We start from the raw sequence: 25,669 nt of genomic DNA on the forward strand, positions 1-25,669 counted from the left end.
TTTTTGCGTGCTATTGAACCAAATCTTTTGCTACTAAAATAATTTCTGCCGTGATTGGTGAGAGGTGATCCATTGATTTTACGGCTATTCCTAATTCACGATAGAGAGAAGGCGTCAGTGAATGCACATTAACATTTGGAATTTGAGAGGGTAATGCTAACTTAGGTAATATACATAAACCAAAGCCTTCTTGAACCATGGTTAGGATTGTTGATACATCTTGAATCTCATAACGAATATTAGGGTTAATTCCAATTTCTTCAAAAATAGATTGAATAATTTGATCTGAATCCCCTTTATGGATAACATAACAATACTCTTCTATACTTTTGATGTTAATAGCAGGATGATTTTGGAATAATGTTTTTGGACTGAATAATAATAATTCATCTTTAAGTAGAGGGATATATTGTATATCACCTTCTTGTCTTGAAACAAAGCCTACATCAATCTCTCCATTCTGAATCCATTCATGGACAGAATCATTTCCCCCCTCAAAAATGATTAATTCAATTCCAGGAAAATGTTGTTTGAAATAACGAATGATAGGAGGCATCAATTTTGATAAACTAGGAATCGTACCCACTCTAATCGTTCCTTCATCAAATCCATTAAAAGAGGCCGCTTCTTGCCTCATCACATTTTGTATTTGAATGATTTCTCGAATATGCTTAAGTACTCGTTCGCCAATTTTAGTTGTAGTTATTCCAGTTTTACTGCGATTTAATAATTTGACTCCTAAGTCTTTCTCCAAACTATTAATCATTTGTGAAACAGCTGACTGAGTATAGCCTAACTTGTCAGCAGCTTTTGTAAAGCTCTTCGTTTCTACCACTTTTATATACACCTGATAATGTAAAAAATTCATTCATTCAACTCCATGCATTAGAATTTACTAATATTAAAGATTAAAAAGTATAATTTTACTAATACGATAAATTTTACTATACTGATGATTAGATGATATTACAAGAAAGAAGGGTTTATATGTTAAGAACAAGGTTTGATTTATGTGATGAATTTTTAAAAGAAACGAGTTATTCATTAAAGACAATGGATAAGGATTTGTTTAAAGGCTATGATCCAGCTAAGAGACCAGAAACTTACTTAACCTATCCTGAGGCAGCTGTTCAAATTAAGCTGGGAAAACCTGATTTTAGTCAATATGAAGAAATCAATCTGTGGAAACTATTAGGTAGTAGACGATCGAAACGAAATTTTGTCGAGCAACCACTTTCTTTAAATGAATTAAACATCTTACTATGGGGGACTCAAGGAATTACAGCAGATATGGGTGATTATCAATTAAGAACGAGTTGTTCAGCGGGTGCTCTATTTCCTATTGAGACCTATCTTTTAATTAATTTTGTAGAAGGAGTTCAACCAGGTCTATATCATTTGAATGTGAAAGATTGGATATTAGAAGGTTTAAAGATTCAGGACGTATCTGATTTTGCTTTTACAGTAACTGATCATCAAGAAATGGCTAAAGTAGCTGGAGTGAATTTTGTCTGGACGGCAATGCTAGAGAGAACTAGAGCCAAATATAAAGAAAGAGCCTATCGATATATTTTATGGGACGCTGGGCATGTCTCCCAAAACCTACATACTGTTGCTAACGGAATGGGATTAGGTGTATGTACAATGGGTCACTGGTATGATGTAGAAATGAATGAGTTTCTAGGAATCAATGGGAAAGAGCATATGTCGATATTGATGGCATCTGTTGGAAAAATAAATGGGGTAGATTGGAAAGAGGATCGTAGACCACCAAAGATATAATAAGAAGATGACAAAGATGGTGTGATACATACACCGTCTCTTTTTTTGTTCATTCACAATCTTATACTAGTATAAAATACTTAGTCATTTCGTAATATTTGTAACAAAAACTTAATAAATTCGTCGGACTTTAACACAGATGTCGAAATAGATGGTATTATGTAAGAGTAATATTAATTGATTATCATTATAGTAAAATATTATCATTATTTAAATATAATAAAAATTTATATCTGTTACTTTGGGAAATATATTCGTGTAATAGCAGTAGTAAGGAGTCGTCATGATCAAACGTATTTTACCCATTTTGTTTATATTATTAGTAGTTATAGCTTGTGAATTTCGGAATGAAGAGCAAGTTTTGCCAGTAGAAACGAAGACGAAAAATGAAGAAGTGATTAAATCCACTTCATCAAAATACCCTGGTATAGAAGTAGAAAGTAAAATTGTTGAAAATGACCACTATCGCTACGCAGTCCATTATCCCATTTTTAATAAATCGAAAATTGATACACAAGTAAGAAGTATCTTGAATGATAGAATTAATACGTTTGTGGAGAAGTTTACAAATAAAGAAAAAATCGAGGGTTGGCCACATCATTATAATGTCGACTTTAGAATTGAGTACTTAACAAAAGAATTGGTTTCTCTTGTTTTTACAGAATCCACCTTCTTAGGTGATGAAAAAGTGATCAAAGAGCGTACCATTCCTATGAATTTTTATTTAGAGACAGGTAAACAAATTATCTTGGAAGATATCTTTTTAAATGAAGGGTATTTAGAGAAGTTATCTAAAATATCTGTTGAACAATTAAAGAGCGACGATACAATTAAGAAATCTCTTCAATCAGACTGGTTAAATATAGGAACTAAACCGATTCGATCCAATTTTCGACAATTTCATTTTACCAATAAAGAGCTCACCATTCAGTTTGGAGAAAATCAAGTAGGCCCAGAGGAAATTGGATCACCTGTAATTGTCATTAGCTGGGATGAATTAGAGTTTCTAATTAAAGATGATTTTCTTCCATTATTAGAAAAAGAAAAGCGTAATAAAAAAGATAAGGAAGAGAAGAAGGTTGTAACCGAGAAGAAAACAAAAGAAAAAACAAAAAAGAGCAAAAAAGGGTCAGTTAAAAAAAGAGTGGCATTTACATTTGATGATGGCCCACATGGTCAATATACTAAAGAAATCTTAGATTATTTTGACGACAATCATGGAAAAGCAACATTCTTTGTTTTAGGAAATAGAGTCAATTACTATCCCGAATTGATTACAAGGATTCATGAAGAAGGTCATGAAATAGGGAATCATACTTGGAATCATAAACAACTAACCCTACTAAAGAATTCTGATATTGAATCGCAACTTAAAAAAACTTCAAAAGCAATTTACTCCATTACTGGGACGAAACCTACCTTATTGCGTCCCCCATATGGATCTACTAATCAGGTTGTCTCTGAAGTGGTGAACTTACCTATCATCCTTTGGTCTATTGATACACTTGATTGGAAAAGCCGAAATACGAAAACAATTGTTAATCACGTAATGACCAATGTAACAGATGGAGATATCATATTGATGCATGATATTCATCAATCTTCTGCAGACGCAGTAAAAATATTGCTAGAAAAATTATCTGAACAAGGCTATGAATTTGTAACAGTCAGTGAAATCCTTGGTTTTAATGAGGATCATGTCCCAGTATCAGGTAAAGTTTATAGGAAATAAAAAATAATCACTTATATATAGGTGGTTATTTTTTTCGTATTAACTACATAAATGTTTGTTATGTTAAATACTTTCTGTTGTATACGGTTTGTCCTATTAGTTATCTATATAGAACCCAATTATTCATACGCCAAAAAAGTATAATTAGAAGTTATTAACTAAAACTAATAAAAAGGAAGGTGAGGAAATGAAGGAAAATCAGTTTCGAGATAATGAACTAAAGGAGAACAAAGATGTACAAAAAATGACCTTGATTCCTAAAGAATTAGATAAGAACGGTGATGGGAGTCCAGACGGTCCTTTTATTATAGGAGAAGGAGATGTAAATTTATCTCCTGATGCAGGAAGACCTTTAATTTAAACACCCGAGTTAGGGTGTTTTTACTTTCTCCTCATTATAAAGAGTAATCTGTAAACTCTTTGGAAATACTGATGAAGTTAATAAGATATAAGGGCTGGTATTAAGTGACTAAAATAGAAATGTTTAAAATCTTAGTTCTTATAGAGAAGAAATATTCATTTTGTACCATAAAGAGTGAAACAGCTGAAAAATGGTTACTAATGTGTGAGGAATTGAATTACCATTCTATCTTAGCAAGACTTTATCAATATATGCGTAGTAGCGGATATCCGCCAAGTCTAGAAAATTTAATGAACAGTGAAGTTACAAAATCGAATTTACAATGGCTAGAAGAGTATATACCTAAAATTAAAATAGGGTAGAGTGTAAAATTTTCTATGCAAATTACTAGCGAATGTTGTTAAACTTCGCAAAAAAGATATAATCTATTCGTTACTAAAATTAAAGAATTTACTCACAAACTCGTCAACTGACGGGTTTGTTTATTTCAATCATGTAAATCTTGTACATGCTATAATAGACATGAAAAGGGTAACCCTTCCAATATAATATAACTTTTAGAAGGAAATGATTCGATGAATTTAGGACCTCGAGTATTAAAAACAGGTGTATCTGTCACATTAGCATTATACATATGTTCATTTCTTCAATTAGAACCTGCCATTTTTGCGGGAGTAGCTGCGATCTTTACTATTCAGCCCTCTATTTATCGAACATGGAAGCACGTTGTTGACCAACTAATGGCAAACACACTTGGGGCTGCTATTGCATTGTTCACCATTAATTTTATCGGCAATGACCCTGTTATTATTGGAATTGTTATGATCATTGTCATCATTATTTGTTTAAATCTTAAATTAGAAAGTGCGATTGCCCTGACACTAGTCACGGTATTAGCAATCATGAGTGCGCCAGGTGATGAGGATTGGCTCTTTACCTTGAATCGATTTGTGATTATCATGATTGGAATTGGCTCAGCCTTTCTTGTTAACTTAACAATCTTTCCTCCAAAATATAAAAAGAACTACTTGGAGAAAAGTGAAGAAACATTTCAAAATATGTCCTTGCTTATAAGGACTGCTATTTCTAATGAATTGACTGAATCGTCTTATCAAAAACAATTAAACAAATTAAAAACCGATATTAATAAACTAGAAGAACTCTTTAAGACATTTGACGAGGAAAGGGAGAAAATGTCAAAGTTAAATCCTCTTGATGTCAGGGAAATAGTTGTATTTAGGCATATGTTACAATCCCTACAACAAGGTGAAGTATTGTTAGAAAATATACATGAGCACTATTTTCAATCTAATACAAATGAAGAAGAAAATCGATCTTTTGACAGTCACTTAGAGTATCTAATCAAATGCCATGAGTACTTTTTATTAAGATATGAGGGTAAGGTTAGAAAACATGCTGATGAATATGGAGCCAGCGTATTAATAGAAAGTAGTAGGTTTTTAGAAAAGATAATGAATGAAAACCAAAACGAGGAAGCAAAAAGATTAAGATTAGTAGTAACAGCGTCTGCTATTTTTGAATATGCCTTTCAAATACAAAGGCTTAATCGAGTGATTGATCAATATTTAAAAACAGCATCAAAATAAAAGTAATCCTCATAGTGTAGCTTATTGCTATTATCTGCTAGCAGTTATGTAGCTGATGAATAGGTTAGTGAATATAGCTATTTTTAATAAAATAAATGGTGGTTCTATTTGTTGTTATTAGCAAACAGAACCACCTTTCTTTATAAATACTCTATGTGTGCTCGAATTTTTTAAATAGGTAATAATAGGAGAATAATTAAACATTATTTGCAAAGGATAAAGTGTAATTAATTTGAAGACCTAGGTGATAGCTTTGAATAAGATAAATTCAGAAGAGACAAATCAGTATCGTACTACTAACAATTGGGTTTCTATACAAGATATTCAGGAACATTTTCAATCACATAATAATTATGATTTGCTTGTTCGAAAGGTATACATTAAATCCCTTAAGGCTGACGGATACATTGCCTATCTAAACGGAACGGTGGATGTAAAAGTTGTTGATGAAAGTATAGTAAGACCTTTACAACAGGAAAATTCATTAGAAAATGTTGATGATAGTGATCAACTTGATTTTTTAGCGAAGAGAATCATTCCTGTTAGTAATGTTGGAATCAATAGCCGATTAGAGAATGCTCTTGAAAAAATTGTTTCAGGTTATACTCTCCTATTCGTAGAGGATACACCGTTCTACTTAGAAATTAGTACGCCTGGTTTTGAGTCAAGAGGTGTAGAGAAGTCCGAAGATGAAGCTGTTTTAAAGGGACCAAAAGAAGCCTTTTCGGAATCAATGGACATTAATCTTTCCTTAGTAAGGAAGTTAATAAAATCTTCTGAGTTAATAGCTGAGTATAGTAAAGTGGGTGAAATGGCTGTAAATGAAGTAGGAATTCTTTATATGACAAATATCGTTAACCCCGATTTACTAGATAAAGTTAGAAATAGAATAAATGAAATAGATACGGATGAAGTATTAAACTTAGCTTTGTTGGAACAGCATATTGAAGAACGTCCTTACTCTTTAATCCCTACCGTTCTTTATACAGAGAGACCAGATAGAGCAGCGGCTTTCTTAAAAGAAGGACATGTAATCTTAATTATGAATAATTCCCCAAGCTGTTTAATCGTACCTGTTACTTTTTGGGGACTTTTTCATACGCCAGAAGATGCATATTCTAGATGGTTTTATGGGAATTTCATTAGAATTATTCGCCTAATAGCCATTTTTGTTACGATTCTCACGCCATCATTGTACATAGCTACAACCAATTATCATATTGAAATGCTGCCAACTGACTTAGTTTTGGCTATATCAGCAACTAGGGAACGAGTACCTTTCCCGGCAATATTTGAAGTCGTAATGCTTCTAGGCGCATTTGAATTGATAAGAGAGAGTGGAGTTCGAGTTCCAAGTCCAATTGGGCCAACAATCGGTATAGTAGGGGCTTTGATTTTAGGTCAGGCTGCAGTAGAAGCAAATTTAATTAGTCCTATTTTAGTTATAGTGGTTGCAGTAACTGGATTAGCTTCATTTGCCATTCCCAATCTATCATTTAGTTATATGATTCGTTTATCAACGTACCTCTTTTTAATATTTGCAAGCTTTTGGGGATTTTATGGAATTGCAGCTTGTATTGTTATGAGTATCGGTTACTTAACTTCCGTTACCTCTTATGATGTACCCTTTTTATCTCCTTTGGCACCTTTCTATCCATCATCAAAGGATTTGATTGTTCGTCCGCCAATATGGAAACAATGGTTAAGACCATTTAACGTGCATCCTCAAAATAAACAACGTAAGAAAAAGCCGGAGGGAGTGCAAAATCAGTGATTAAACCTACTGATCGTAAAGTTGGAACTAGAGAATTTGTAGCGATCATCCTATTAAGTATGGGCATAAAATTTACGGATATGACTCCAACTCTGTTATATAAAGAAACAGCAAATGCCGCTTGGATGGTTCCAATTTTATCGGGTTTAATCATGTTTGTTCCGCTTTTATTTTTATTAAAACTGTTAAAATTTTATAAAGATAAAAACTTAATTGAAATTATTTTTTCATTAACGGGTAAGTATGTTGGTTTTTTATTAGGAATGTGCCTATTTTTAAGTTCATACTCGAGTACAGTTACGAATAGTAGGAGTTACGTTGATATTATTTCAACCATGTTTTTTCCGAACACAAATATCATAGTGCTGTTTTTATTATTAATTGGCTCCAGTTATTATTTAGCCAACCGGGGGCTAAATACAATTGCTAATACAGCCTGGATTTCGTTACCTTATATAAAAGCTTTTATGGTCATTGGAATTTTAATGGTAACAAATCAAGTTAACTTTAACTATATTTTTCCTATCGGTGGTTATGGGGCTCTTACTATCATTAAAAACTCTATCAGTTACTCTTCTATATTTGCTGATATCATGTTTTTCTCAGTTGTATTTCCTTTTTTTAAAAACTATGAGAGTTTTCGAAAAGCAAGTTTAATTGGTTATGCACTAGTTATATTTGAATTGGTTATGTTTTTAACCATTTATATCATGTATTTTGACTTTCCGGGTATTGAAAATATCACCTATCCATTCCAAGAAATTACTAGGGCTGTTAGATTAGGAAGATTTATTACAAATATCGAAGCTGTCTTTCTGGGGTTTTGGAGCGTAGCTAGTATCATTAGATTTTCCATCTATTTATATATATCTACGGCAATTTTTGCTTACAGTTTAAAATTAAAGGAATTTGAGCCACTCCTTCTCCCTTTTGGACTTCTTGTCATATTATTGGGATATTTACCTGAGAACTTTATTATTAATTCTTTTCAAATCAGAGGTCCTTTTGTTTTAAATATGACTTCAGGTTTTATTTTTTCTTTACCAATTTTACTTTGGAGCATCCATAAAATAAGGGGTGAAAGGTAATGAAAAAAACTCTTTTATTTTTTTTATTGTTCTCCTTTGTAATCCTTAGCGGCTGCTCCGATAAAATTGAAATTGAAGAAGAGGGGTTTGTTCTTGTAATAGGCTTGGATAAGCCTTCAGTAGGAGAAAAAGGGATTGATATAACTTTTCAAATTGCAAATCCGAGTGCAGGAAGAGCGGGTGAGGATAATAATGCTAATGAAGTAGAAACGATTACCTTAACTGCCCCTGACCCATTTTCAGCCAGAGATATGACTAATTCTTCTGAAACAAGAAATATAAATTTTTATCATACAAAAGCGATTGTTATTAGTGAGGAATTGGCCAAGTCTAATGATTTTTTTCATATTATGAGTTCAATGATGAGAGAAAGACAAATTAGAAGAGATATGCATGTACTAATCTCAAAAGAGAAAGCATCGGAATATCTCAGGAATAATAAACCCTCATTTGAAGCTAGCCCTCATAAATTTTATGATTTCATGTCCAGGCGCTGGAAAAGAAATGCATTAGTACCGAACTCAACCATGCATGATTTTCTAAGAGCGACTTCAGCGGATGCCGGATTGGCACTAGCAATATATACAACGGCAACATCGGAAGAACCTAAAGATACGGAAGATGAGGATAACTTCTTACCTGGAGAAATTAATAAAAGAGGTGGGTCAGATATACAGATTATCGGGGCAGCAGTATTTAAAGAAGGCAAAATGATTGGAACAATGACAGGTGAGGAAGTAAGGGTAGCGTTAATACTGCAAAAAGAAATGAGACCTGAACGATTAATCTTTACGTATGACGATCCTATAAATCCAGATTTTAGAATAACTGGAAAAGCCACCAATGTACGTACGGATGTAAGTATTGATGTACATCAAGAGTATCCAGTTATTAAGGTAAAACAATGGTTTGACATTAAAGTATTAGCAATACCTAGCTTGATTGACTATGTAGAGAATCTTAGTAATCAAAGTAAATTGAAAGACTATTTCGAACGGAAGTATTATGAACATGCTAGTAAATTAATTGAAAGAACTCAAAAAGAATTTAAAGCGGAACCTTTTAACTGGTCAAATCAAGCAAGAAAGAAATTTTGGACTTTAACAGAGTATGAAGACTATGATTGGATGAAGTCATATCCAAATGCAGAAATAAAAATAGAAGTAGATGTAACTTTAACTGAATTTGGAAAAAAGTTAAGTCCAAGAGATATTTCCGAAATAAAGGACTGATTCTTGATGAGTTGGGTAGTTTATCTTTTATGTATATATACGTGTTATTACACACTTTCGTACGCATGGCATATATATCAACAAGAAAAAATGAAATTTGCACCTCTAGTCATTAGTCTGCTAGGTGTAATAATTTTATTAATGCCGTTATATTTCTATCTATACTATCCTATAAAATAAACAATCCTTAATAAAGGTATAGAGTAGTTTATTAACATTATTTTCCAATAGTGTTTTTTGGGTAATAACACAGTCGAATATGACATCCTCTCATACATTATTATGAGGTGATCATATTGGTGAAAATTTTTATTGACCCAGGCCATGGAGGATCAGATTCAGGAGCTGTCGGAAACGGCCTACAAGAAAAAAATGTTACCCTACAGATTGCTAGAAGAGTTAGAAGCATATTGCTTAAAGAATATGAAGATGTGTCAATAAGAATGAGTAGAACCGGCGACCAAACAGTGAGTTTATCTCAGCGAACAAACGCTGCAAACAGCTGGGGTGCAGACTTCTTCCTGTCTATTCACATTAATGCAGGTGGTGGCAGAGGGTTTGAAAGTTACGTGTATCCCAATGTAGGGAGACCGACAACGACTTACCAGTCATATATCCATTCAGAGGTATTAAAACAGGTTAATTTTCAAGATCGAGGCAAAAAACAATCCAATTTTCATGTTCTTAGAGAAACAAATATGGATGCGATCCTAACTGAAAACGGGTTTATTGACAACTCATCAGATGCCTCCATTTTAAAATCAAATGTTGAAAAAATAGCTAGAGGTCATGTAAATGGATTGGTTAGAGCATTTAAGTTAAAAAAAACAGCAACTCAGGCACCTGATAGTGATTCAGACTCTGGTTCAAGGGCGGGGAATACAGGGAGTCAAACAGGTAAATTGTTTCGAGTACAAATCGGAGCTTTTCAAGAAGAGAGTAATGCCAATCGATTAGCTAGAAGAGCAAGAGAAAAACAGCTTCCCACTTATGTATTTGAAGATGATGGATTGTTTCGTGTACAGATTGGTGCTTTTTCCGATCGAAAAAGAGCAGAAGAATATGCTGATCGAGTAAGAAATGCCGGATTTAATGTATTTATCAGACAAGATTAAACAATCATAAAAGTGGAGAGACATTTGTCTCTCTTTATTTTTTAAGCCTAGAAAAATAGACAAAAAAAAGACAGTAAAATTACTGTCTTAAAATAGGGAGCTAATGCATTGCTTAGTACAAGTTATGCTCGTACAATGAAACGGTGTAGTATAAATGTATTAAGACAAAAGTATATTTCTTATTATTTAGCAAAGATATGTTCACCAATGCGAACAGTTACCTTTTTAGAACGAAGCCATTGGTTAGATGTCTTTTTTGGATTATAAAAGTAGAGTGAGCCGCTACCTTTACCATGGAAAGCTACTGCCTCATTAACGGCACGAGTTGACTCGGCACTTGCAGGCTTATTAATTTCACCGTTAGAGACTGGTGTAAACTGGTGTTTATCATAGACAACACCTTTAATCGTGTTAGGAAAGATATCACTTTCAACACGATTTAAGACAACAGTGGCAACTGCAACTTTACCAGCATAAGGTTCACCTTTTGCCTCAGCTTCTACTAGTCTAGCTAGTAACTTTCTTTCCTCTAATGAAATAGAATTGGTTGGAATCTTCACGGTTTGTCCAGGCCAAATCTGATCATGCTTTGTATTATTTGCTGTCATCAAATGATTGACAGGTACCCCATAGTTTTTTGCAATAGTCCAGAAAGTTTCACCTTTTTTTACTGTATGTGAACTAGTAGCAAGTGCACTAGTTTGAACGGCAAACATAGTAAATGCAAATGTGATGAGGGATATTAGTTTTTTCATCCTTCTATACCTCCTTTGAAAACTCCATATAACCTTAACATGATTCATTAGTAGTTTTCATTGCCAAATAAATTCCAATGAAAATATTAACAAGTTTAATGGTGATTTATGGAAGTCGAATCTAAAATCATATAAAATTAATTAATATAATGAAAGAAATTAATTTTCTTAGGATAGGAAAGGTAATCAAGATAATGAAAATTGGATTAGTACGACACTTTAAGGTTAAAAAGGATTATCCGAAAAAATTCGTGACTTCTGCAGAAATGATCAAATGGTTTGAAGAGTATAACGAAGCGGATATAGAAACAGGTATAGTAGAATTGAATGATATTATTTGGGATGAATGTTATTCAAGTGATTTACACCGCGCAGAAAAAACCGCTCAACACATCTATTCTGGGGAAATAAACAGGCTTAGTGAGCTAAGGGAAATTAGTATATTTCCTTTAACAAATAGGAAAGTAAAATTACCCTTTTTTATTTGGGCTTTGCTCGTACGTACCGCATGGCTCATGGACCATAAATCACAAATGGAAACAAAGGCACATGTCAAAATGAGAATAAATCAATTTTTAGATCAAATTTTACCTGTAAATAAAAATATACTAATTGTCAGTCATGGAGCTTTAATGATTTTTATGGGGGAAGAACTAAAGAAAAGAGGATTTCAAGGGCCAAAAATTAGGAATCCTAAAAATGGTCAATTGTATCTATACGAAAAATAACTAATCGTGGTTTAAGATATTTAAGGTCATTTGGCTAATTATCGTATGAAACTTACATGTTGTGAATATAAAATAAAAACATATTTCTTTTAATTTTCCCTAAAATACAAACGAATTCTTTAGCTTATAACCATTTAGATGTGAAGGAGGTATGATTATGGACAATGAAATCGTTCAGTACTTTATAGTAAATAAAGATGTAAAAATGTCATCAGGGAAAGTGGCTGCGCAGGTTGCTCATGCAGCGACTATAAGTACCATTAATATGGTTAGCTCGCAAAACTCGAAATTTCCCGATTATTTTAATGACTTTGTGAAATGGTATCAGTCTGGAATGAAAAAAGTTATTCTAAAGGGAAGTGAGGAGGAACTGAAAAAGCTAGAGGAAAGTGGATTTTATTGTATTCGAGATGCGGGCCATACAGAAATAGAAAAAGGAACGTTAACGGTCGTGGCACTACCTCCGATGCCTAAGTTAGTTTGTAAACGATTTGTTGGACATTTATCGGTTTACTAAAAATGATAGCTAGTACTTTTAAATTTTAATGAAGCTATAAGGTAATCCATGAAGCACCATGTACCGTCACCATTGTACCTTAATACAAAGGAGGTTAATCTTATGATTAACCTCCTTTGTATTATATATATTGTAAATATTACGTAAGCTGTGCTAAAAACATGGTTGCTAGACCAAAGTAAATTAATAGAGAGAGTATGTCATTCAAGGTAGTGATAAGTGGTCCAGATGCTACAGCAGGATCAATGTTGAAGCGGTACAATATTAAGGGAATAATCGTGCCAGCTAATGTTCCGATAATCAAGGTAATAACTAGTGAACTACCAACGACTAATCCTAGTATTGCATCTCCACGCCAGATTAGTGCAATAATGGTGATTAATATACCGCAAACAACCCCGATAAATATGCCGACTTTAAGCTCACGAATCACTAATTGAGTAATAATCTTCTTGTTTACTTCTTTAGTGATTAGTCCACGAACTACAACCGCTAAAGATTGAGTTCCCGTATTTCCGGTCATACCCGCAATCATCGGCATAAAAAAGGCAAGTGCAACTACTTTTTCTAGTGTTTCCTCAAACTGACTGATGATCGTCCCAGAAACAATTCCTATAAACAAAAGTAAAATCAGCCAAGGAAGTCTTCGATAAGCAGCAACAATGGCTTTCGTATCAAAATCAATGGCTTTACCTGTTGCAGATAACTTCTCTATATCCTCTGTTGCTTCACTAATTACAACATCAATAATATCGTCAACTGTTATGATTCCAACCAATATTTCATTCTCTACAACAGGAATAGCGATAAAGTCATATCTCTCAATAAACCTAGCAACCTCTTCTTGGTCTGTATCAGCGGTTACTGATATTACACGACTAAACATAATATCTTCAATTTTTTCTGTTTCTTCGGCTAATATAATGTCACGATAAGAGACAACCCCGACTAACTTTTTATGGTCATCAATTACATATAAATAATTAATTGTCTCAGAATATTCGGCAAAGGATTTTAATTTATCGACGGCTTCGCGAACCGAATAGTATTGGGGAATCCAAACAAATCGGTTAGTCATTAATCTACCGGCTGTTTCCGGTGGATAATTCATAATATCTTTTACAATTTGAGATTCTTCTATTTTCATTCCCGAGAGAAGTTCTTCAATCCTGCTAGGGGATAGATTCTCTAGTAGTGAGGCTAAGTCATCATTATCCATTAAATTCATGACTTCTCCTGATTTTTCAACGCCAAGTTTACCGAGTACTTCTAATTGAAAATCATGCTCTAGCTCTTGAATTAAATCAGCAATTTGATCAGCCGTTAAATAAATTAAAAAACGTGTATGGTGTTTTTCTGGAAGATTTTCATATATCTTCGCTATGTCATATGGTTGATATTCATCAATAACGGTTTGAAATTGATCTTTTTTTCCTTCTTTTAACAATTTAATTATATGTAAAGTAATTTGATTCTCAATGGTACTCAAAAAAAGACCTCCTAAAACTGGGGAACTAAAGCAGTCATAATACTAAATACCACCATTATTATGTCCATAAACATTTAGCAAAAGCTATTGAAAAGGATATATTATTTTATTTTCTAGCAGCTAATAGAATAAATGAGCAAGTTAAGGTAGAATGAGAAAGAATTCATAAATAAATTGTGTAGGATTCTCTTGTGTTAAATAAGAAATCAATTAAGTGGTGAGCAAAATGGAATTTTGGAGTGATATCATCCTCCATTATGGTTATGTAGGTATCGTCATATTAATGGCAGCTGGAATTGTTGGGTTACCAGTTCCGGATGAAGTGTTGTTAACTTTTATTGGATATAACATATATTTAGGTAAGCTGAATTATACAATCGCGTTATTTGCCTCGCTATTAGGTGCGATGACTGGGATTACATTGAGCTATTTTTTAGGATTGAAATTAGGTTTGCCTTTTCTAACTAAATATGGCCCTAGGATTTTTATTACTGAACAAAAGATTGCGAATACCCAGCGATTGTTTAATAAATGGGGACCAATACTTTTATTTTTTGGTTACTTCTTACCTGGTGTTCGCCACATTACTGCCTATCTAGCGGGTATATCAATGTTCCGGTTTTCTAAGTTTTCTATCTATGCATACTTAGGTGCGATATTCTGGGTTCTCTTCTTTCTTACCTTAGGCCAACAGTTAGGAAAAAGATGGTACATAGTGGCGCAGATGGCTGTTCAGCATGGGAGACTTACGTTAATAATAGGAATACCAATAATAATAATTATTATTTTATTTCTTCTTTATAGAAACAAACGAAAAAAGAGCTAAGTCTGGTTCAGCGTATATGAATCAGGCTTTTTGCATGTAATTCGGAAAATATTTTTAAAAAGTTGAAACGTTTTGTAGCGCTCGTTTCTCTAACAGTTAGAAGAAGGGAGGCAAGGAAGTTGGTTAATATTAAACAAGTTCGACTTGCTCGTAAAGGAAATCATCATGCATTTCAGGATATTTTAGATGAAGAGAAGGTGAAGCTCTATAAAATGGCTTATATGTATGCCAAAAATGAGGAAGATGCATTAGAAATCTTTCAAGAAACCATTTATAAAGCCTTAGTTTCCATTAAAGATTTAAAGGAAGATAAATACTTTTCGACGTGGATTACCCGAATTCTCATACATACTGCATTTGATTTTATTAAGAAGAGAAATCGGATTGTTCCAATGAATCGAGAAGTCATTGAAGACAGATTACCACACCAATATTCAGATGTAGAAGATCGAATAGATTTATTAGAATCCTTAGGTGAACTAGATGAAAAATATAAAACGGTACTCATGTTGAGGTTTTTTAAAGATTACACAGTAAAAGAAATTGCGTCCATACTTGATTGTCCAGAAGGCACCGTGAAAACCAATATTCATAGAGGAATCCAGTTACTAAGAGGAAAAATTAAGGAGGACTGTGTCAATGAATAAGGAATTCCCTGAATTTAAAAAAGAAATGGATAAAATAAATGTGCCAATGGATAAACTCGATTCCATTATTAGTAATACAGTGAAAATGAATAAACCAAGAGTTAGTAGAGTTAAGAAATATATGATTTATTCAAGTAGTGCAGCTATGCTAGGAATAGGTTTACTAGCAGGTTCAGCATTCGTTTCTCCAACTATGGCAAAGGTAGTTTCTAACATCCCGGTAATTGGTTCTATTTTCAATGAGATTGGAGATAAAGGGCTACAAACGGCAAGTATTGAAGGATTGACACAACAAGTGAATCAAACAGTTAAAAATAAAGGAATCTCACTATCTATAAATGAAGTATTATATGACGGAACTCGTTTATCACTAGCTTATACACATGAATCTTTACTAGCTTTAGGAGATTTAGAAAGACCTGTTATTAAAATAAATGGAAAAGAAATTAATTTTGCTTCTTCGAATAAAGGTGCTTTAGAAAGTCCTTCTAAATATAATGGAATATTAGAAATTATGCCAACAGAAGAACTGCCAGCTGGTTTTGATATGAGTATTACTTTTGATAGTGTTGGAGTAATACCTGGAAAATGGGCGTATAAGTTTCCGGTAGAGTTATCAAACGAGGTTGAGGTTGTTAGGCCAAATATTTCTACTGATTTATTGGGTGCTAAGTTAACGATAGATGCAATTAAGTCAGGTCCCGCGGGATTGGATTTACATGCTTCTATTAAAAATAGCTTTGACAAAAAGAGGTTTGATCCGAATTCTATTTCTTTTCAAATTTTTGATGAAAAGGGGCAAGCGTTAGACTCACTTAATAGTATGGGATCGGGTGAATCAAATGATGGAATAGAGGTTACAAAAGTAAAAAACCTATTTGAACCTATAAAAGAAGGTACTAAAAATCTCACTATTATTCCTTATATTGCCTGGTCAGACATAAATTCAGTAGAAGTAAGTCGTGTGTTAAATAAGGAAAGTCTACCACTTACTTTAGACAAAGGTGATTTAGGGAAAATCATCATTTCGAAAATTACTGAGAGTAAAGACGAAATAACAGTTGAATATAACGTTGAAAGTAACTATCTTCATGATCAACATATTTATTTTAATCGAATTTGGTTAACAGACGGTAAAGGGGATAGTTTACACCTAGATCAACATCCTTCTGCTGAATTGGTTGAAAATAATGTTTTTAGACAGACATTTAAAAAATCAGACGAAATGAGCATTCATACGGAAAAGCTGACTGAGTCTGTCATGTTTGAAGCAATAAAAATTACTTTGCCATAATATATTATTGAATGGGTCTGCACCTTGCGAGCAGACCCTGAAAATATTATTCCTTTGAATGGCTATTACAATATACATGAATGGCTTCTCTTAAAAATGCTGCCAACCCTTCCCCGTGTTTATCAATATTCTTAGTAAAGCGTGGGTCATTTACATATAAATCTCCCAACCCTCTGAAAATATCAATGGTGCAGTCATAAAAGTGATCCGTAATCAGTTGACGCCATTCACCAACCGATTTTTGAACCTCCTCATCCGAAGGGCCAAAGTTCATTCGTTTATAAATTCGAGAGTAAATATCGTCAGTCTTTGATTGAATAGATTGCCAATCATTTTCACTATAATTATTTGTTTTTTCCTCAACACTCTCTACTAATTCTTTCCCATACTTCTGTTTTGCTTCCTCAGAGTATTTTTCCTTGTGCTCCTCAATATCTCTCATACTAAAGCCTTTAAACATCTCTTTATTTTCCATTTTTATTCCTCCTTCAATCGATTGAATAGTTTTCTCAACCGTTTGTATCATTTCATCGAGGCGAGATCGCTTTTTCTGAAGGATTTGCTTATGTTCTAATAGTGCTGTGCGCCGATCAAAGTTTGGGCTATCTAAAACCTCTTTAATTTCTTGTAAGTTAAATCCAATTTCTTTGAAAAATAAGATTTGTTGAAGTCTTTCTAAATTATGTGAAGTATAGAGCCGATACCCGGCCGAAGTAATCGTCTCTGGCTTCAGCAAACCAATATCATCATAATGATGCAGGGTTCGTACACTAACACCAATTAAATCAGCTATTTCTTTTATTTTATAATGCATAATCATCACCTCTAAATGTATCGTAAGCTATAACGTAACGTTAGAGTCAACACTGTATGATCTATTTTTTTATTTTGTTGTAAGTATAAACCACAAAAAAATAAAAAGGATACCATGATTGTTTTCTAGAATAGATATTTAATCAGCAAAAGAGAGGAACGTGGAGACTATGTTATCTAATATACCTGAAATTGAGGTAGGTCAATTTGTGCTTAGGGGAATGGAACTAGATGATGCACCAGATATGTTTGAGTTTATGAGTGACCGAGAAACCATGAAATACATTACACCTAACCCAGTTAAAAATGTAGAAGAAATGAAGGAATATATTCTGTCATGTATAGATAGGTTTAAGAGGGAAAAAGAGATTCCTTGGGTTATTGTTGATAAAAAAACCAATAGATTAATTGGTGTATTCCGTTTACACAAACTACACTTTTGGCACAAAAAAGCGGAAATGGGGGTTGTCATACATAAGGATTTTCAGCAAAAGAGAGTAATGACAGAAGTGTTGAATGAAATGATTCCTTATACTTTTAATGTATTAGGTCTAAATCGATTAGTAGGGGACATATTTGCTAACAATGTGGGTTCAAAGAAACTATTAGAAAAATACGGTTTCCATAGAGATGGAGTCTTAAGGCAAACCGACTTCGATGGCACTAACTTCCACGACACCGTTGTATATTCCATGCTAAAGGATGAGTTTGAGGAATTGTATAAAGAGAAAAAAGGACAAGAAATCCGTTACTAATTAACCGCACCATACTTCACCTCAGGAATCTTCCCACAATAAATATAGGGATTAGTTATTTCATTACATTTTCAATGGAGTAAAATTACACTGAAAGTGACTTTTGATGTGATTTTTAAATGTAAATGGGGACTGAGTACAGAACACTGAGTTGATTGGAGCGGAAGCCACTTGACTCCTGCAGGGATAGAGGGAATGGGAGACCCCACAGACGGAACGGCGAGGAGGCTCCCATCCCTCCCTGCGGAAAGCAAGTGGCTGGAGCGGAAATCAACGGACAAAGTATAATGTAAATAACCTTGAAAAAACCAAAGAGATGAATCTTAAGATTCATCTCCAAAAGTTAATTATTTACCGGCTCTTTTATAAAATCTACTTCAAACCCTAAATCAACGAGCATTTGATGATCAGAAGTACTTTCCTGACCCGCTGTTGTTAAATAATCACCAACAAAAATGGAATTAGCAGGGTAAAGACCAAAGGGTTGAAGACTTCGAAGGTTTACTTCTCGTCCCCCAGAGATTCGAATCTCTTTTGTTGGATTCATATATCTCATTAAACACAGTACCTTTAAGCAATATCTAGGATTTAGTTCATTTGTTCCTTCTAATGGAGTACCGTCGATTGCGTGTAAGAAATTCACTGGAATAGAGTCCGCATCTAAAACGCGTAAACTTTTAGCCATATCAACTACATCTTGTTTTGTTTCTCTCATCCCAATAATAACTCCTGAGCAAGGAGAAATACCCGACTCTTTAACAATTTCTACCGTGTTAACGCGGTCTTGATATGTATGCGAGGTTGTAATGGATTCATGGTGTGATTCTGAAGTGTTTATATTGTGGTTATAACGGTCAACTCCAGCTTCTTTTAACTGGGTTGCTTGTTCCGGTTTTAATAATCCAAGACAAGCACAAACCTTCATATTATATTTGTCTTTAATTTCTTTAACAGCAGATACAACTTCGCCAATTTCTTTGTTGCTTGGCCCTCGCCCACTCGCTACGATGCAATAGGTACCAACATTCAGGTTGTAGGCTTGTTCTGCTCCTTTTACAATACTATCTTTATCCATCATTCTATATTTCTCAATAGGAGCTGATGAAATACTAGATTGAGAGCAATACCCACAGTTCTCAGGGCAAAGTCCGGATTTTGTATTAATAATCATATTTAGTTTTACTTTGTTTCCATAGTAGTGATGACGAATGGTATAAGCTCCATTAAGCAATTCTAAAATCTCTTCATCCTTACTATTTAAGATGCTGAGTGCTTCCTCATTTGAAAGTTCTTTCCCATTAATGACTTCCGTCGCTAATTCCTTCCAATTCATCCTGAATCCCCCTTGAAATGAATAGTTGCCCTTAATAATAAAGAGCAACTAAATTTAAAGTAATATTTAGGCAGACTTTCTAAGGTGTTTGAATTGACTACGTGATAGAACGGTACGCTCTAAACGCAGGGCCATTAGACCGGCTAAAACTGATAGAATAATATCTTTTGGTAAAGGTACAACCATCCAAGCCCATGCCATTTTATATGTAAAGCCTTCAGGAGCGGCTGCCCATAGTTTATATGCAGCGTACATCCAATTTGTTCCGAATACATAGTTAATGACCATACCAACTAATGCTGCAAAAACATATACGCCTGCTGTTTTGTTCATTTTCTCAATGATATATCCTGTTATAAATGCAGTAAAAACATAAGAAATAATAAAGCCGAATGTTGGTTTAATGAAAATTGAGAAACCACCAGTAAATTGTGCAAAAACAGGAACACCAATCATCCCAACTAATGCGTAAACGACCATTGAGATAGCTCCTAAGCGACTACCTAAAATAGCACCAGCTAGAAGAGCAAAAAATGTTTGCAAAGTAATTGGTACCCCACCAACTACCATAAAAGGTGCAATCGAAGTGATGTTAGCACCAACAGCCATAAGCGCAACGAACATTCCTGCTAGTGTGATGTCAATTGTCTTAAGTTTCATGAAAATTTCCCCCATATAATGTTTTTCGTTACAAATATAGGATAAAGGGAAATTAGATTATATGTCAACCGTAATATTAATAGAGTTAACAAAAAATGAAAGGGAAACGTTTATTAAAAAGAGATAAATTTATAGGATAATTTTAATTGATAGTAATATAAATGTAATTATAGGACTTAATGTAATTAAATTTAAAGAACTTAAAAGTGTACAAGTATTCATATATAGTGAGAGATTCTTTGTGAGAGAAGGAGGTACGAATGGGGCGAATATTTAACATAAGTTCATTTTACTTATCCATTATATGTTTTCTGTTAATCATGTTAGTTTCAACTACATCCATAAAAACACGCATCATAAAATGGTTTGATATTCATCCTCTTGAAATTTTGTTTTATACCTCAATAGGGATATTTGTTTCAGGATTAATTGGATTTACAGGAGTGAACAATTGGGCTTCCGTATTAAGAGGAATATTTACTTTAGGTTTTAGTTTAACAACCGTTGTTTTTCTAGCTTATATTATATTTGTATAAATTTTTGACTTGTTCGCATCATGTGAATGAGTCTTTTTTTGTTTTTTGGTAAAAATAATCAAGAGGAGGTTGTGTAAATGACATATTTAATTAAGTTATCTATTACCCTTTTTGTATTGTTGATTGTACAAGGATGTAATAATGACAGGCACGATGTTTCTGCTCCACCAGAAAATGCACCGGTTAAGACAGAGGAAGATATCACAAATGAGCAAACAAATCCTGCGCAAAACGAAGATGGTACGATGTTTAATTTTTCAAGCTTTGATTTAGATATTGAATATGAGCAAAATAAATCATATGATGCTAGCTATGAAAATGAAACGGACGAAATGGAAGCGGAAATAAAAGACCAAATAAAGGATGTCCAACTACAAGGAGACGAGGCTTTTGAAAGATTAAAACCACTGTTTCAAAAGCTGACATTCGATCAAACGACTGAAGATGAAAAAGTAATTGAAGAAGTATTAAATGTCTTTGAACTGGATTCTTCTTATAAGAAGTTTGAATTAGAAGTTGAGTTTTCTGACGGAACAGAAAAGGAGTATAAATCTTTATAAGTTTTCACGAAAAAAGCTTGGGTAAACCAAGTTTTTTTGTTTTTTTTACAGCAAATAAGGAATTTCCCCTATAAAGTATCTTGCGTAACAAAACTGCCACAATTTCATCAAGCTTGTGCAAACCCTTATTTATCAAGGGTTTTGGGCTAGTTTAAAATCCTTCCTTACCACCTCTAAGGGAATTTCCCCTACAGGATGGGGAAATCCCCCGATACGTGAATTTCAGCTCCCCACCTAAAATGTAAATAAGTTAATCGTTTTGAGGAGGAGCAAAAATGGAAGCAAAAATAACAGCAGCTAAACAAAAACAATCCATTAACAATGCATTTGCATCAAAATTTGCAAAATCAATGTTTTTAACCATTAGCGGACTAATCTTACTATCATTTATCGGAACAAGAATGTTTACACATGTTGACTTGAATCTTTATGGATATATGGTCGGAACCATCGTTTTTATTGGAGGATTCTTCTATCGCTTTATCGCTTGGGGAGAAAGGCCACCAACAAAGATTATCATTAAAAAAGGATTGAAATTACTTTTTAGAAAATCAACTCCAAAAACTTCGGTTGAGCAACTAGCAACGTATAACTTTATTTGGAACAGAGGATTGTATCGCTGGACACAACACATCTTGATGGGGTGGGGATGTATTATCTCTTGCCTAGTAACTTTCCCTCTAGTATTCGGTTGGATGTACTTCACGATGCCAGAGAATGGATATTACACAGTTGTTGGCATGGGCATTGACATTATGACAATTAAAGCAGATGGTGCCTTAGGTTATCTTTTCTATAACGCTTTAAATATCTCGGCAATCATGGTTATTGCTGGTGTATGTATGGCTCTATATCGTCGCTTAAAAAATATGCAAGCAAGAGCGGAACAAAATTTCATTTACGACTTTTTACCACTTTATCTACTATTATTCATCAGTGTGACAGGGTTAGCATTAACATTTCAAAACATGGTATTAGCGGGTTGGGGACACTCAGTTATGTCTTTAATTCACCAGTATTCAGTAATCGTAACACTCATTTATCTACCGTTCGGTAAATTAGCTCACATTCCGTTCAGACCATTAAGTGTTTTTGCTAGAAACTACCGTGAGCATTACGGAGAGCAATCAATGAAAGAGTGTAAGGTTTGTGGAACTGAGTTTGTTTCATCAGAACAATCAAATGATGTAGTTGAAGTTTTAGGAATGAATCATATGGAATTTAAAAAGGAAGATCACCATCTTGCAGAGCTATGTCTTCCTTGTCGCAGAAAGTATCGTATCTCGGTATTCTCTGGATTCCCTACACATGAAGTGAAGGTCAAGGAGGCTAATCAAAATGCAAAAGGCTAAACATATAGAAAATTTACATCATCCAAATGAAAAGCTAGTTAAAACGCACTGTAGTTATTGCGGAATGCAATGTGGAATGAACTTACGTGTAAATACAAAGACAAATCAAATTATTGGTGTTGAACCTAGATACGAATGGCCAGTAACGAATGGAAAAATGTGTCCAAAAGGTGTTACGGCTTACCAACAAGTTAATCATAAAGATCGTATTTTAAAACCGCTTATTCGCGATGATCAATCGTTAAAAGGAACGAAAGATGGATTCCGTGAAGCTACTTGGGAAGAAGCGTATAGCTTAATTGTAGCTAACTTCCAGAAGCTGCAACAAGAATACGGAAAAGATTCACTAGGAGTTTTCAGTGGCGTATCGATGACAAACGAAAAATGTTATTTAACAGGTAAATTCGCTCGAGTTGCATTAGGAACTAGATATATTGATTACAATGGTCGCTTCTGTATGTCGAGTGCAGCTGGTGGGTTTATGAGAACATTCGGTGTTGACCGCGGTTCAACTCTACCTTGGTCAGATATTAATGAAACAGATTGCTTGTTCATTGCCGGAAGTAATACAGCTGAATGTCATCCAACTTCAATGTTTAGAATTTGGGCTGTACAAGAAAGAGGAGGCTATTTAATCGTTGTTGACCCTCGTGAAACACCGATTGCAAGAAGAGCGGACCTTCACTTAGATATACGCCCAGGAACAGATTTAGCATTAGCAAACGGAATTGTTAACTTACTTATCCAAAATGGGCATATTGATCAAGATTTCATCGATAAACACACAAACGGTTTTGAAGAAACAATGGAATTAGTAAAAGAGTTCACTCCAGAATATACAAGTGAAATAACAGGGGTAGCTCCGGAAAAAATTATTCGTGCAGCTGAACTATACGGAAAAGCACCAAATGCTGTTGTCATGTTCGCTCGCGGAATTGAACAACAACATAAAGGAGTAGATAACGTCTCAGCCTATTCTAATATGGCACTTGTTACAGGTAAAATTGGTCGTCCGAAATCAGGAGTCGCAACATTTACTGGCCAAGGTAATGGTCAAGGTGGACGTGAGCATGGTCAAAAAGCAGACGCTCTACCAGGTTACCGTAAAATCGCTAACCCACAACATGTCAAAGAAGTATGTGACGTATGGGGGATCACACCAGAAGAAATGCCACAAGCTGGGGTTTCCGCATATGAAATGTTTGAATTAATGGATCAAAAAGTGATTCGTGGGCTGTACTTATTATGTTCGAACCCAGCTGTATCAGCACCAAATTTAAACTTTGTAAGAAAAGCAATGAAAGACTTAGACTTTATGGTTTGTTCAGATTTCTATCTATCAGAATCAGCTGAGTTTGCAGACGTTATTTTACCGGCTACAACTTGGGCTGAAGACGAAGGAACGGTTACAAATATTGAAGGTCGTATTATTAAAATTAACAAAGCTCAAGAGCCATTAGGAGAATCAAAGACAGACTGGGAAATGCAAGTTGAACTTGCTGAACGATTGGGTAGAGGGAAGTATTTCTCACACTTAAAAACAGCAAAAGATGTCGGTGATGAATTCCGCTTAGCAACAAAAGGAGGCTATGCCGATTATTACGGAGCTACCTGGGATAAAATCGAGAAGCAAGATGGAGTATTCTGGCCTTGTAAGGATGCGGAGGATGAAGGAACACCTCATATGTTCTTAGATAAACAATTCTATCATCCAGACAAAAAAGCAAAAATTTGTGCCTTACCGTACCGTCCACCAGCGGAAGAACCTTGTGCAGAGTATCCGCTTCGGTTAACGACTGGCCGCGTCGTTTATCACTACTTATCTGGTAATCAGACGAGACGAATTCAGTTCTTACTTGATATGTGTCCAGAACCATATGTAGAAGTTCATCCGGAAACAGCAGCTAAATATAACATTCAGCACGAAGAGTACATCCGTCTATATACTCGACGTGGAGAAGCTAAATATAAAGTGAAAATTACAGAAGCGATACGTAAGGATACAGTGTTTGTACCGTATCATTTCGGTCATGATGACTCTATTAATCTACTAACAATCGCAGCACTTGATCCAATGTCACGTATGCCTGAATTTAAGGCTTGTGCAGCACAAATTGTAAAACTAGAAACAAAGAAGGTGCAATAAATGAAGAAGAGGCTTTATTTAGAACTTGAAAACTGTATAGGATGCCGTTCTTGTCTAGCTGCATGTACACAGTGTGGTGGTCATGAGGAAAGAAACAGAAACTACGTGTACGATGTGAATCCACTTGTTAACAGACAAACAATGCCACTCATGTGCCTTCATTGTGTGAATCCAGCATGTGCGAGAAGCTGTCCGGCTCAAGCAATTCAAATACACGAAACAGGTGCAGTATTATCAGCGTTAGTTGAGAAATGTATCGGATGTCAAAACTGTACGATTGCGTGTCCATACGGAATTCCTAAATTTGATACAGAACAAAACTTAATGTATAAGTGCGACTTATGTATCGACCGTACAAAAGATGGAATTCCTCCGATGTGTGCAAGTGTATGTCCAACAGACACTTTACAATGGTTAACCGATGAAGAAATTGAAGCTAAAAGAAAGAAATTTAATCTAGATAACGATAAATGGGTAACAAGCATGCCTTATCTAGAAGGAGAAACAAATGTAAAAGTCAATCTCCCTGGTATTTTACAGGGTATCACAAAGCTATTCTAGGAGGGA

General features: G+C 34.4%; 26 protein-coding genes. 20 read left to right on the top strand and 6 right to left on the bottom strand.

Annotated features, from left to right (window positions below):
• Positions 1 to 10 precede the first annotated feature (10 nt).
• Positions 11 to 868: a LysR family transcriptional regulator gene (locus tag SM124_RS07415; protein WP_322445865.1), complete on the bottom strand. Its 858-nt coding sequence runs from the start codon at positions 866 to 868 to the stop codon at positions 11 to 13.
• A 119-nt stretch (positions 869 to 987) separates the two neighbouring features.
• On the opposite strand from SM124_RS07415, the gene SM124_RS07420 reads away from it, so the two are divergent.
• The 9 genes from SM124_RS07420 to SM124_RS07460 all read left to right on the top strand — a co-directional run bounded on the left by SM124_RS07420 (position 988) and on the right by SM124_RS07460 (position 10,691).
• A complete protein-coding gene (locus tag SM124_RS07420; RefSeq protein WP_322445866.1) occupies positions 988 to 1,782 on the top strand; it encodes a SagB/ThcOx family dehydrogenase in 795 nt (264 codons plus the stop codon).
• Between the two features lie 283 nt (positions 1,783 to 2,065).
• Positions 2,066 to 3,514 (top strand): polysaccharide deacetylase family protein, encoded by a 1,449-nt coding sequence (locus SM124_RS07425; RefSeq protein WP_322445867.1) that lies wholly within the window; start codon positions 2,066 to 2,068, stop codon positions 3,512 to 3,514.
• 187 nt (positions 3,515 to 3,701) lie between these two features.
• Positions 3,702 to 3,875: a hypothetical protein gene (locus SM124_RS07430; RefSeq protein ID WP_322445868.1), complete on the top strand. Its 174-nt coding sequence runs from the start codon at positions 3,702 to 3,704 to the stop codon at positions 3,873 to 3,875.
• 104 nt (positions 3,876 to 3,979) lie between these two features.
• Positions 3,980 to 4,237: a replicative helicase loader/inhibitor gene (locus SM124_RS07435; RefSeq protein ID WP_322445869.1), complete on the top strand. Its 258-nt coding sequence runs from the start codon at positions 3,980 to 3,982 to the stop codon at positions 4,235 to 4,237.
• Positions 4,238 to 4,450: 213 nt separating this feature from the next.
• Entirely contained in the window at positions 4,451 to 5,482 is a 1,032-nt protein-coding gene (locus SM124_RS07440) for an FUSC family protein (protein WP_322445870.1), read from the top strand.
• Between the two features lie 253 nt (positions 5,483 to 5,735).
• Entirely contained in the window at positions 5,736 to 7,256 is a 1,521-nt protein-coding gene (locus SM124_RS07445) for a spore germination protein (RefSeq protein ID WP_322445871.1), read from the top strand.
• Positions 7,253 to 8,344, top strand: coding sequence for a GerAB/ArcD/ProY family transporter (locus tag SM124_RS07450; protein ID WP_322445872.1), 1,092 nt, complete (start codon positions 7,253 to 7,255; stop codon positions 8,342 to 8,344). The genes SM124_RS07445 and SM124_RS07450 overlap by 4 nt, the downstream gene beginning before the upstream one ends.
• Positions 8,344 to 9,576, top strand: a complete 1,233-nt coding sequence (locus tag SM124_RS07455) for a Ger(x)C family spore germination protein (protein ID WP_322445873.1) — start codon at positions 8,344 to 8,346, stop codon at positions 9,574 to 9,576. The genes SM124_RS07450 and SM124_RS07455 overlap by 1 nt, the downstream gene beginning before the upstream one ends.
• Before the next feature lie 296 nt (positions 9,577 to 9,872).
• Complete coding sequence (locus tag SM124_RS07460) at positions 9,873 to 10,691, top strand: N-acetylmuramoyl-L-alanine amidase (protein ID WP_322445874.1); 819 nt, start codon at positions 9,873 to 9,875, stop codon at positions 10,689 to 10,691.
• A gap of 182 nt (positions 10,692 to 10,873) precedes the next feature.
• Here the strand turns inward: SM124_RS07460 and SM124_RS07465 are convergent, their stop codons facing one another.
• Positions 10,874 to 11,446 (bottom strand): cell wall hydrolase, encoded by a 573-nt coding sequence (locus SM124_RS07465; protein WP_322445875.1) that lies wholly within the window; start codon positions 11,444 to 11,446, stop codon positions 10,874 to 10,876.
• Positions 11,447 to 11,640: 194 nt separating this feature from the next.
• Between SM124_RS07465 and SM124_RS07470 the strand changes: the two genes are divergently transcribed.
• Together SM124_RS07470 and SM124_RS07475 are read left to right on the top strand one after the other, a co-directional pair.
• Positions 11,641 to 12,174, top strand: coding sequence for a histidine phosphatase family protein (locus tag SM124_RS07470; protein ID WP_322445876.1), 534 nt, complete (start codon positions 11,641 to 11,643; stop codon positions 12,172 to 12,174).
• Between the two features lie 157 nt (positions 12,175 to 12,331).
• Complete coding sequence (locus SM124_RS07475) at positions 12,332 to 12,691, top strand: aminoacyl-tRNA hydrolase (protein ID WP_322445877.1); 360 nt, start codon at positions 12,332 to 12,334, stop codon at positions 12,689 to 12,691.
• A 139-nt stretch (positions 12,692 to 12,830) separates the two neighbouring features.
• Here SM124_RS07475 and mgtE read toward each other — a convergent pair whose 3' ends face one another.
• Positions 12,831 to 14,180: a magnesium transporter gene (gene mgtE, locus SM124_RS07480; RefSeq protein WP_322445878.1), complete on the bottom strand. Its 1,350-nt coding sequence runs from the start codon at positions 14,178 to 14,180 to the stop codon at positions 12,831 to 12,833.
• A 226-nt stretch (positions 14,181 to 14,406) separates the two neighbouring features.
• Between mgtE and SM124_RS07485 the strand changes: the two genes are divergently transcribed.
• From SM124_RS07485 to SM124_RS07495, 3 genes are all read left to right on the top strand, one after another.
• Positions 14,407 to 15,006 (top strand): DedA family protein, encoded by a 600-nt coding sequence (locus tag SM124_RS07485; RefSeq protein WP_322445879.1) that lies wholly within the window; start codon positions 14,407 to 14,409, stop codon positions 15,004 to 15,006.
• Positions 15,007 to 15,125: 119 nt separating this feature from the next.
• On the top strand, positions 15,126 to 15,653 hold the full coding sequence (locus tag SM124_RS07490; RefSeq protein ID WP_322445880.1) for a sigma-70 family RNA polymerase sigma factor: 528 nt from the start codon (positions 15,126 to 15,128) through the stop codon (positions 15,651 to 15,653).
• Entirely contained in the window at positions 15,646 to 16,947 is a 1,302-nt protein-coding gene (locus SM124_RS07495) for a DUF4179 domain-containing protein (protein WP_322445881.1), read from the top strand. The genes SM124_RS07490 and SM124_RS07495 overlap by 8 nt, the downstream gene beginning before the upstream one ends.
• A gap of 46 nt (positions 16,948 to 16,993) precedes the next feature.
• Here the strand turns inward: SM124_RS07495 and SM124_RS07500 are convergent, their stop codons facing one another.
• Positions 16,994 to 17,761, bottom strand: coding sequence for a MerR family transcriptional regulator (locus SM124_RS07500; protein ID WP_322445882.1), 768 nt, complete (start codon positions 17,759 to 17,761; stop codon positions 16,994 to 16,996).
• A 169-nt stretch (positions 17,762 to 17,930) separates the two neighbouring features.
• Here SM124_RS07500 and SM124_RS07505 point away from each other — a divergent pair, with 169 nt between their 5' ends.
• Entirely contained in the window at positions 17,931 to 18,515 is a 585-nt protein-coding gene (locus SM124_RS07505; protein ID WP_322445944.1) for a GNAT family N-acetyltransferase, read from the top strand.
• A 343-nt stretch (positions 18,516 to 18,858) separates the two neighbouring features.
• Here SM124_RS07505 and bioB read toward each other — a convergent pair whose 3' ends face one another.
• Together bioB and SM124_RS07515 are read right to left on the bottom strand one after the other, a co-directional pair.
• Positions 18,859 to 19,848 carry a biotin synthase BioB gene (gene bioB / locus SM124_RS07510; protein WP_322445883.1) on the bottom strand — a complete coding sequence of 330 codons (990 nt, stop codon included), beginning with the start codon at positions 19,846 to 19,848 and terminating at the stop codon, positions 18,859 to 18,861.
• 66 nt (positions 19,849 to 19,914) lie between these two features.
• A complete protein-coding gene (locus tag SM124_RS07515) occupies positions 19,915 to 20,508 on the bottom strand; it encodes a biotin transporter BioY (RefSeq protein ID WP_322445884.1) in 594 nt (197 codons plus the stop codon).
• A gap of 260 nt (positions 20,509 to 20,768) precedes the next feature.
• Here SM124_RS07515 and SM124_RS07520 point away from each other — a divergent pair, with 260 nt between their 5' ends.
• The 5 genes from SM124_RS07520 to SM124_RS07540 all read left to right on the top strand — a co-directional run bounded on the left by SM124_RS07520 (position 20,769) and on the right by SM124_RS07540 (position 25,663).
• On the top strand, positions 20,769 to 21,044 hold the full coding sequence (locus SM124_RS07520; RefSeq protein WP_322445885.1) for a hypothetical protein: 276 nt from the start codon (positions 20,769 to 20,771) through the stop codon (positions 21,042 to 21,044).
• A 77-nt stretch (positions 21,045 to 21,121) separates the two neighbouring features.
• Positions 21,122 to 21,604: a YusW family protein gene (locus SM124_RS07525; protein WP_322445886.1), complete on the top strand. Its 483-nt coding sequence runs from the start codon at positions 21,122 to 21,124 to the stop codon at positions 21,602 to 21,604.
• 275 nt (positions 21,605 to 21,879) lie between these two features.
• A complete protein-coding gene (locus tag SM124_RS07530) occupies positions 21,880 to 22,956 on the top strand; it encodes a hypothetical protein (RefSeq protein WP_322445887.1) in 1,077 nt (358 codons plus the stop codon).
• The gene (locus SM124_RS07535; protein WP_322445888.1) at positions 22,943 to 25,102 is read left to right on the top strand and encodes a molybdopterin oxidoreductase family protein; all 2,160 of its coding nucleotides are present in this window, start codon (positions 22,943 to 22,945) and stop codon (positions 25,100 to 25,102) included. The genes SM124_RS07530 and SM124_RS07535 overlap by 14 nt, the downstream gene beginning before the upstream one ends.
• Positions 25,103 to 25,663 (top strand): 4Fe-4S dicluster domain-containing protein, encoded by a 561-nt coding sequence (locus SM124_RS07540; RefSeq protein WP_322445889.1) that lies wholly within the window; start codon positions 25,103 to 25,105, stop codon positions 25,661 to 25,663. It begins immediately after the preceding gene.
• The last annotated feature ends 6 nt before the right edge of the window (positions 25,664 to 25,669 follow it).

It is taken from the genome of Robertmurraya mangrovi, assembly GCF_034427655.1.
Lineage (GTDB): Bacteria > Bacillota > Bacilli > Bacillales > Cytobacillaceae > Robertmurraya_A > Robertmurraya_A mangrovi.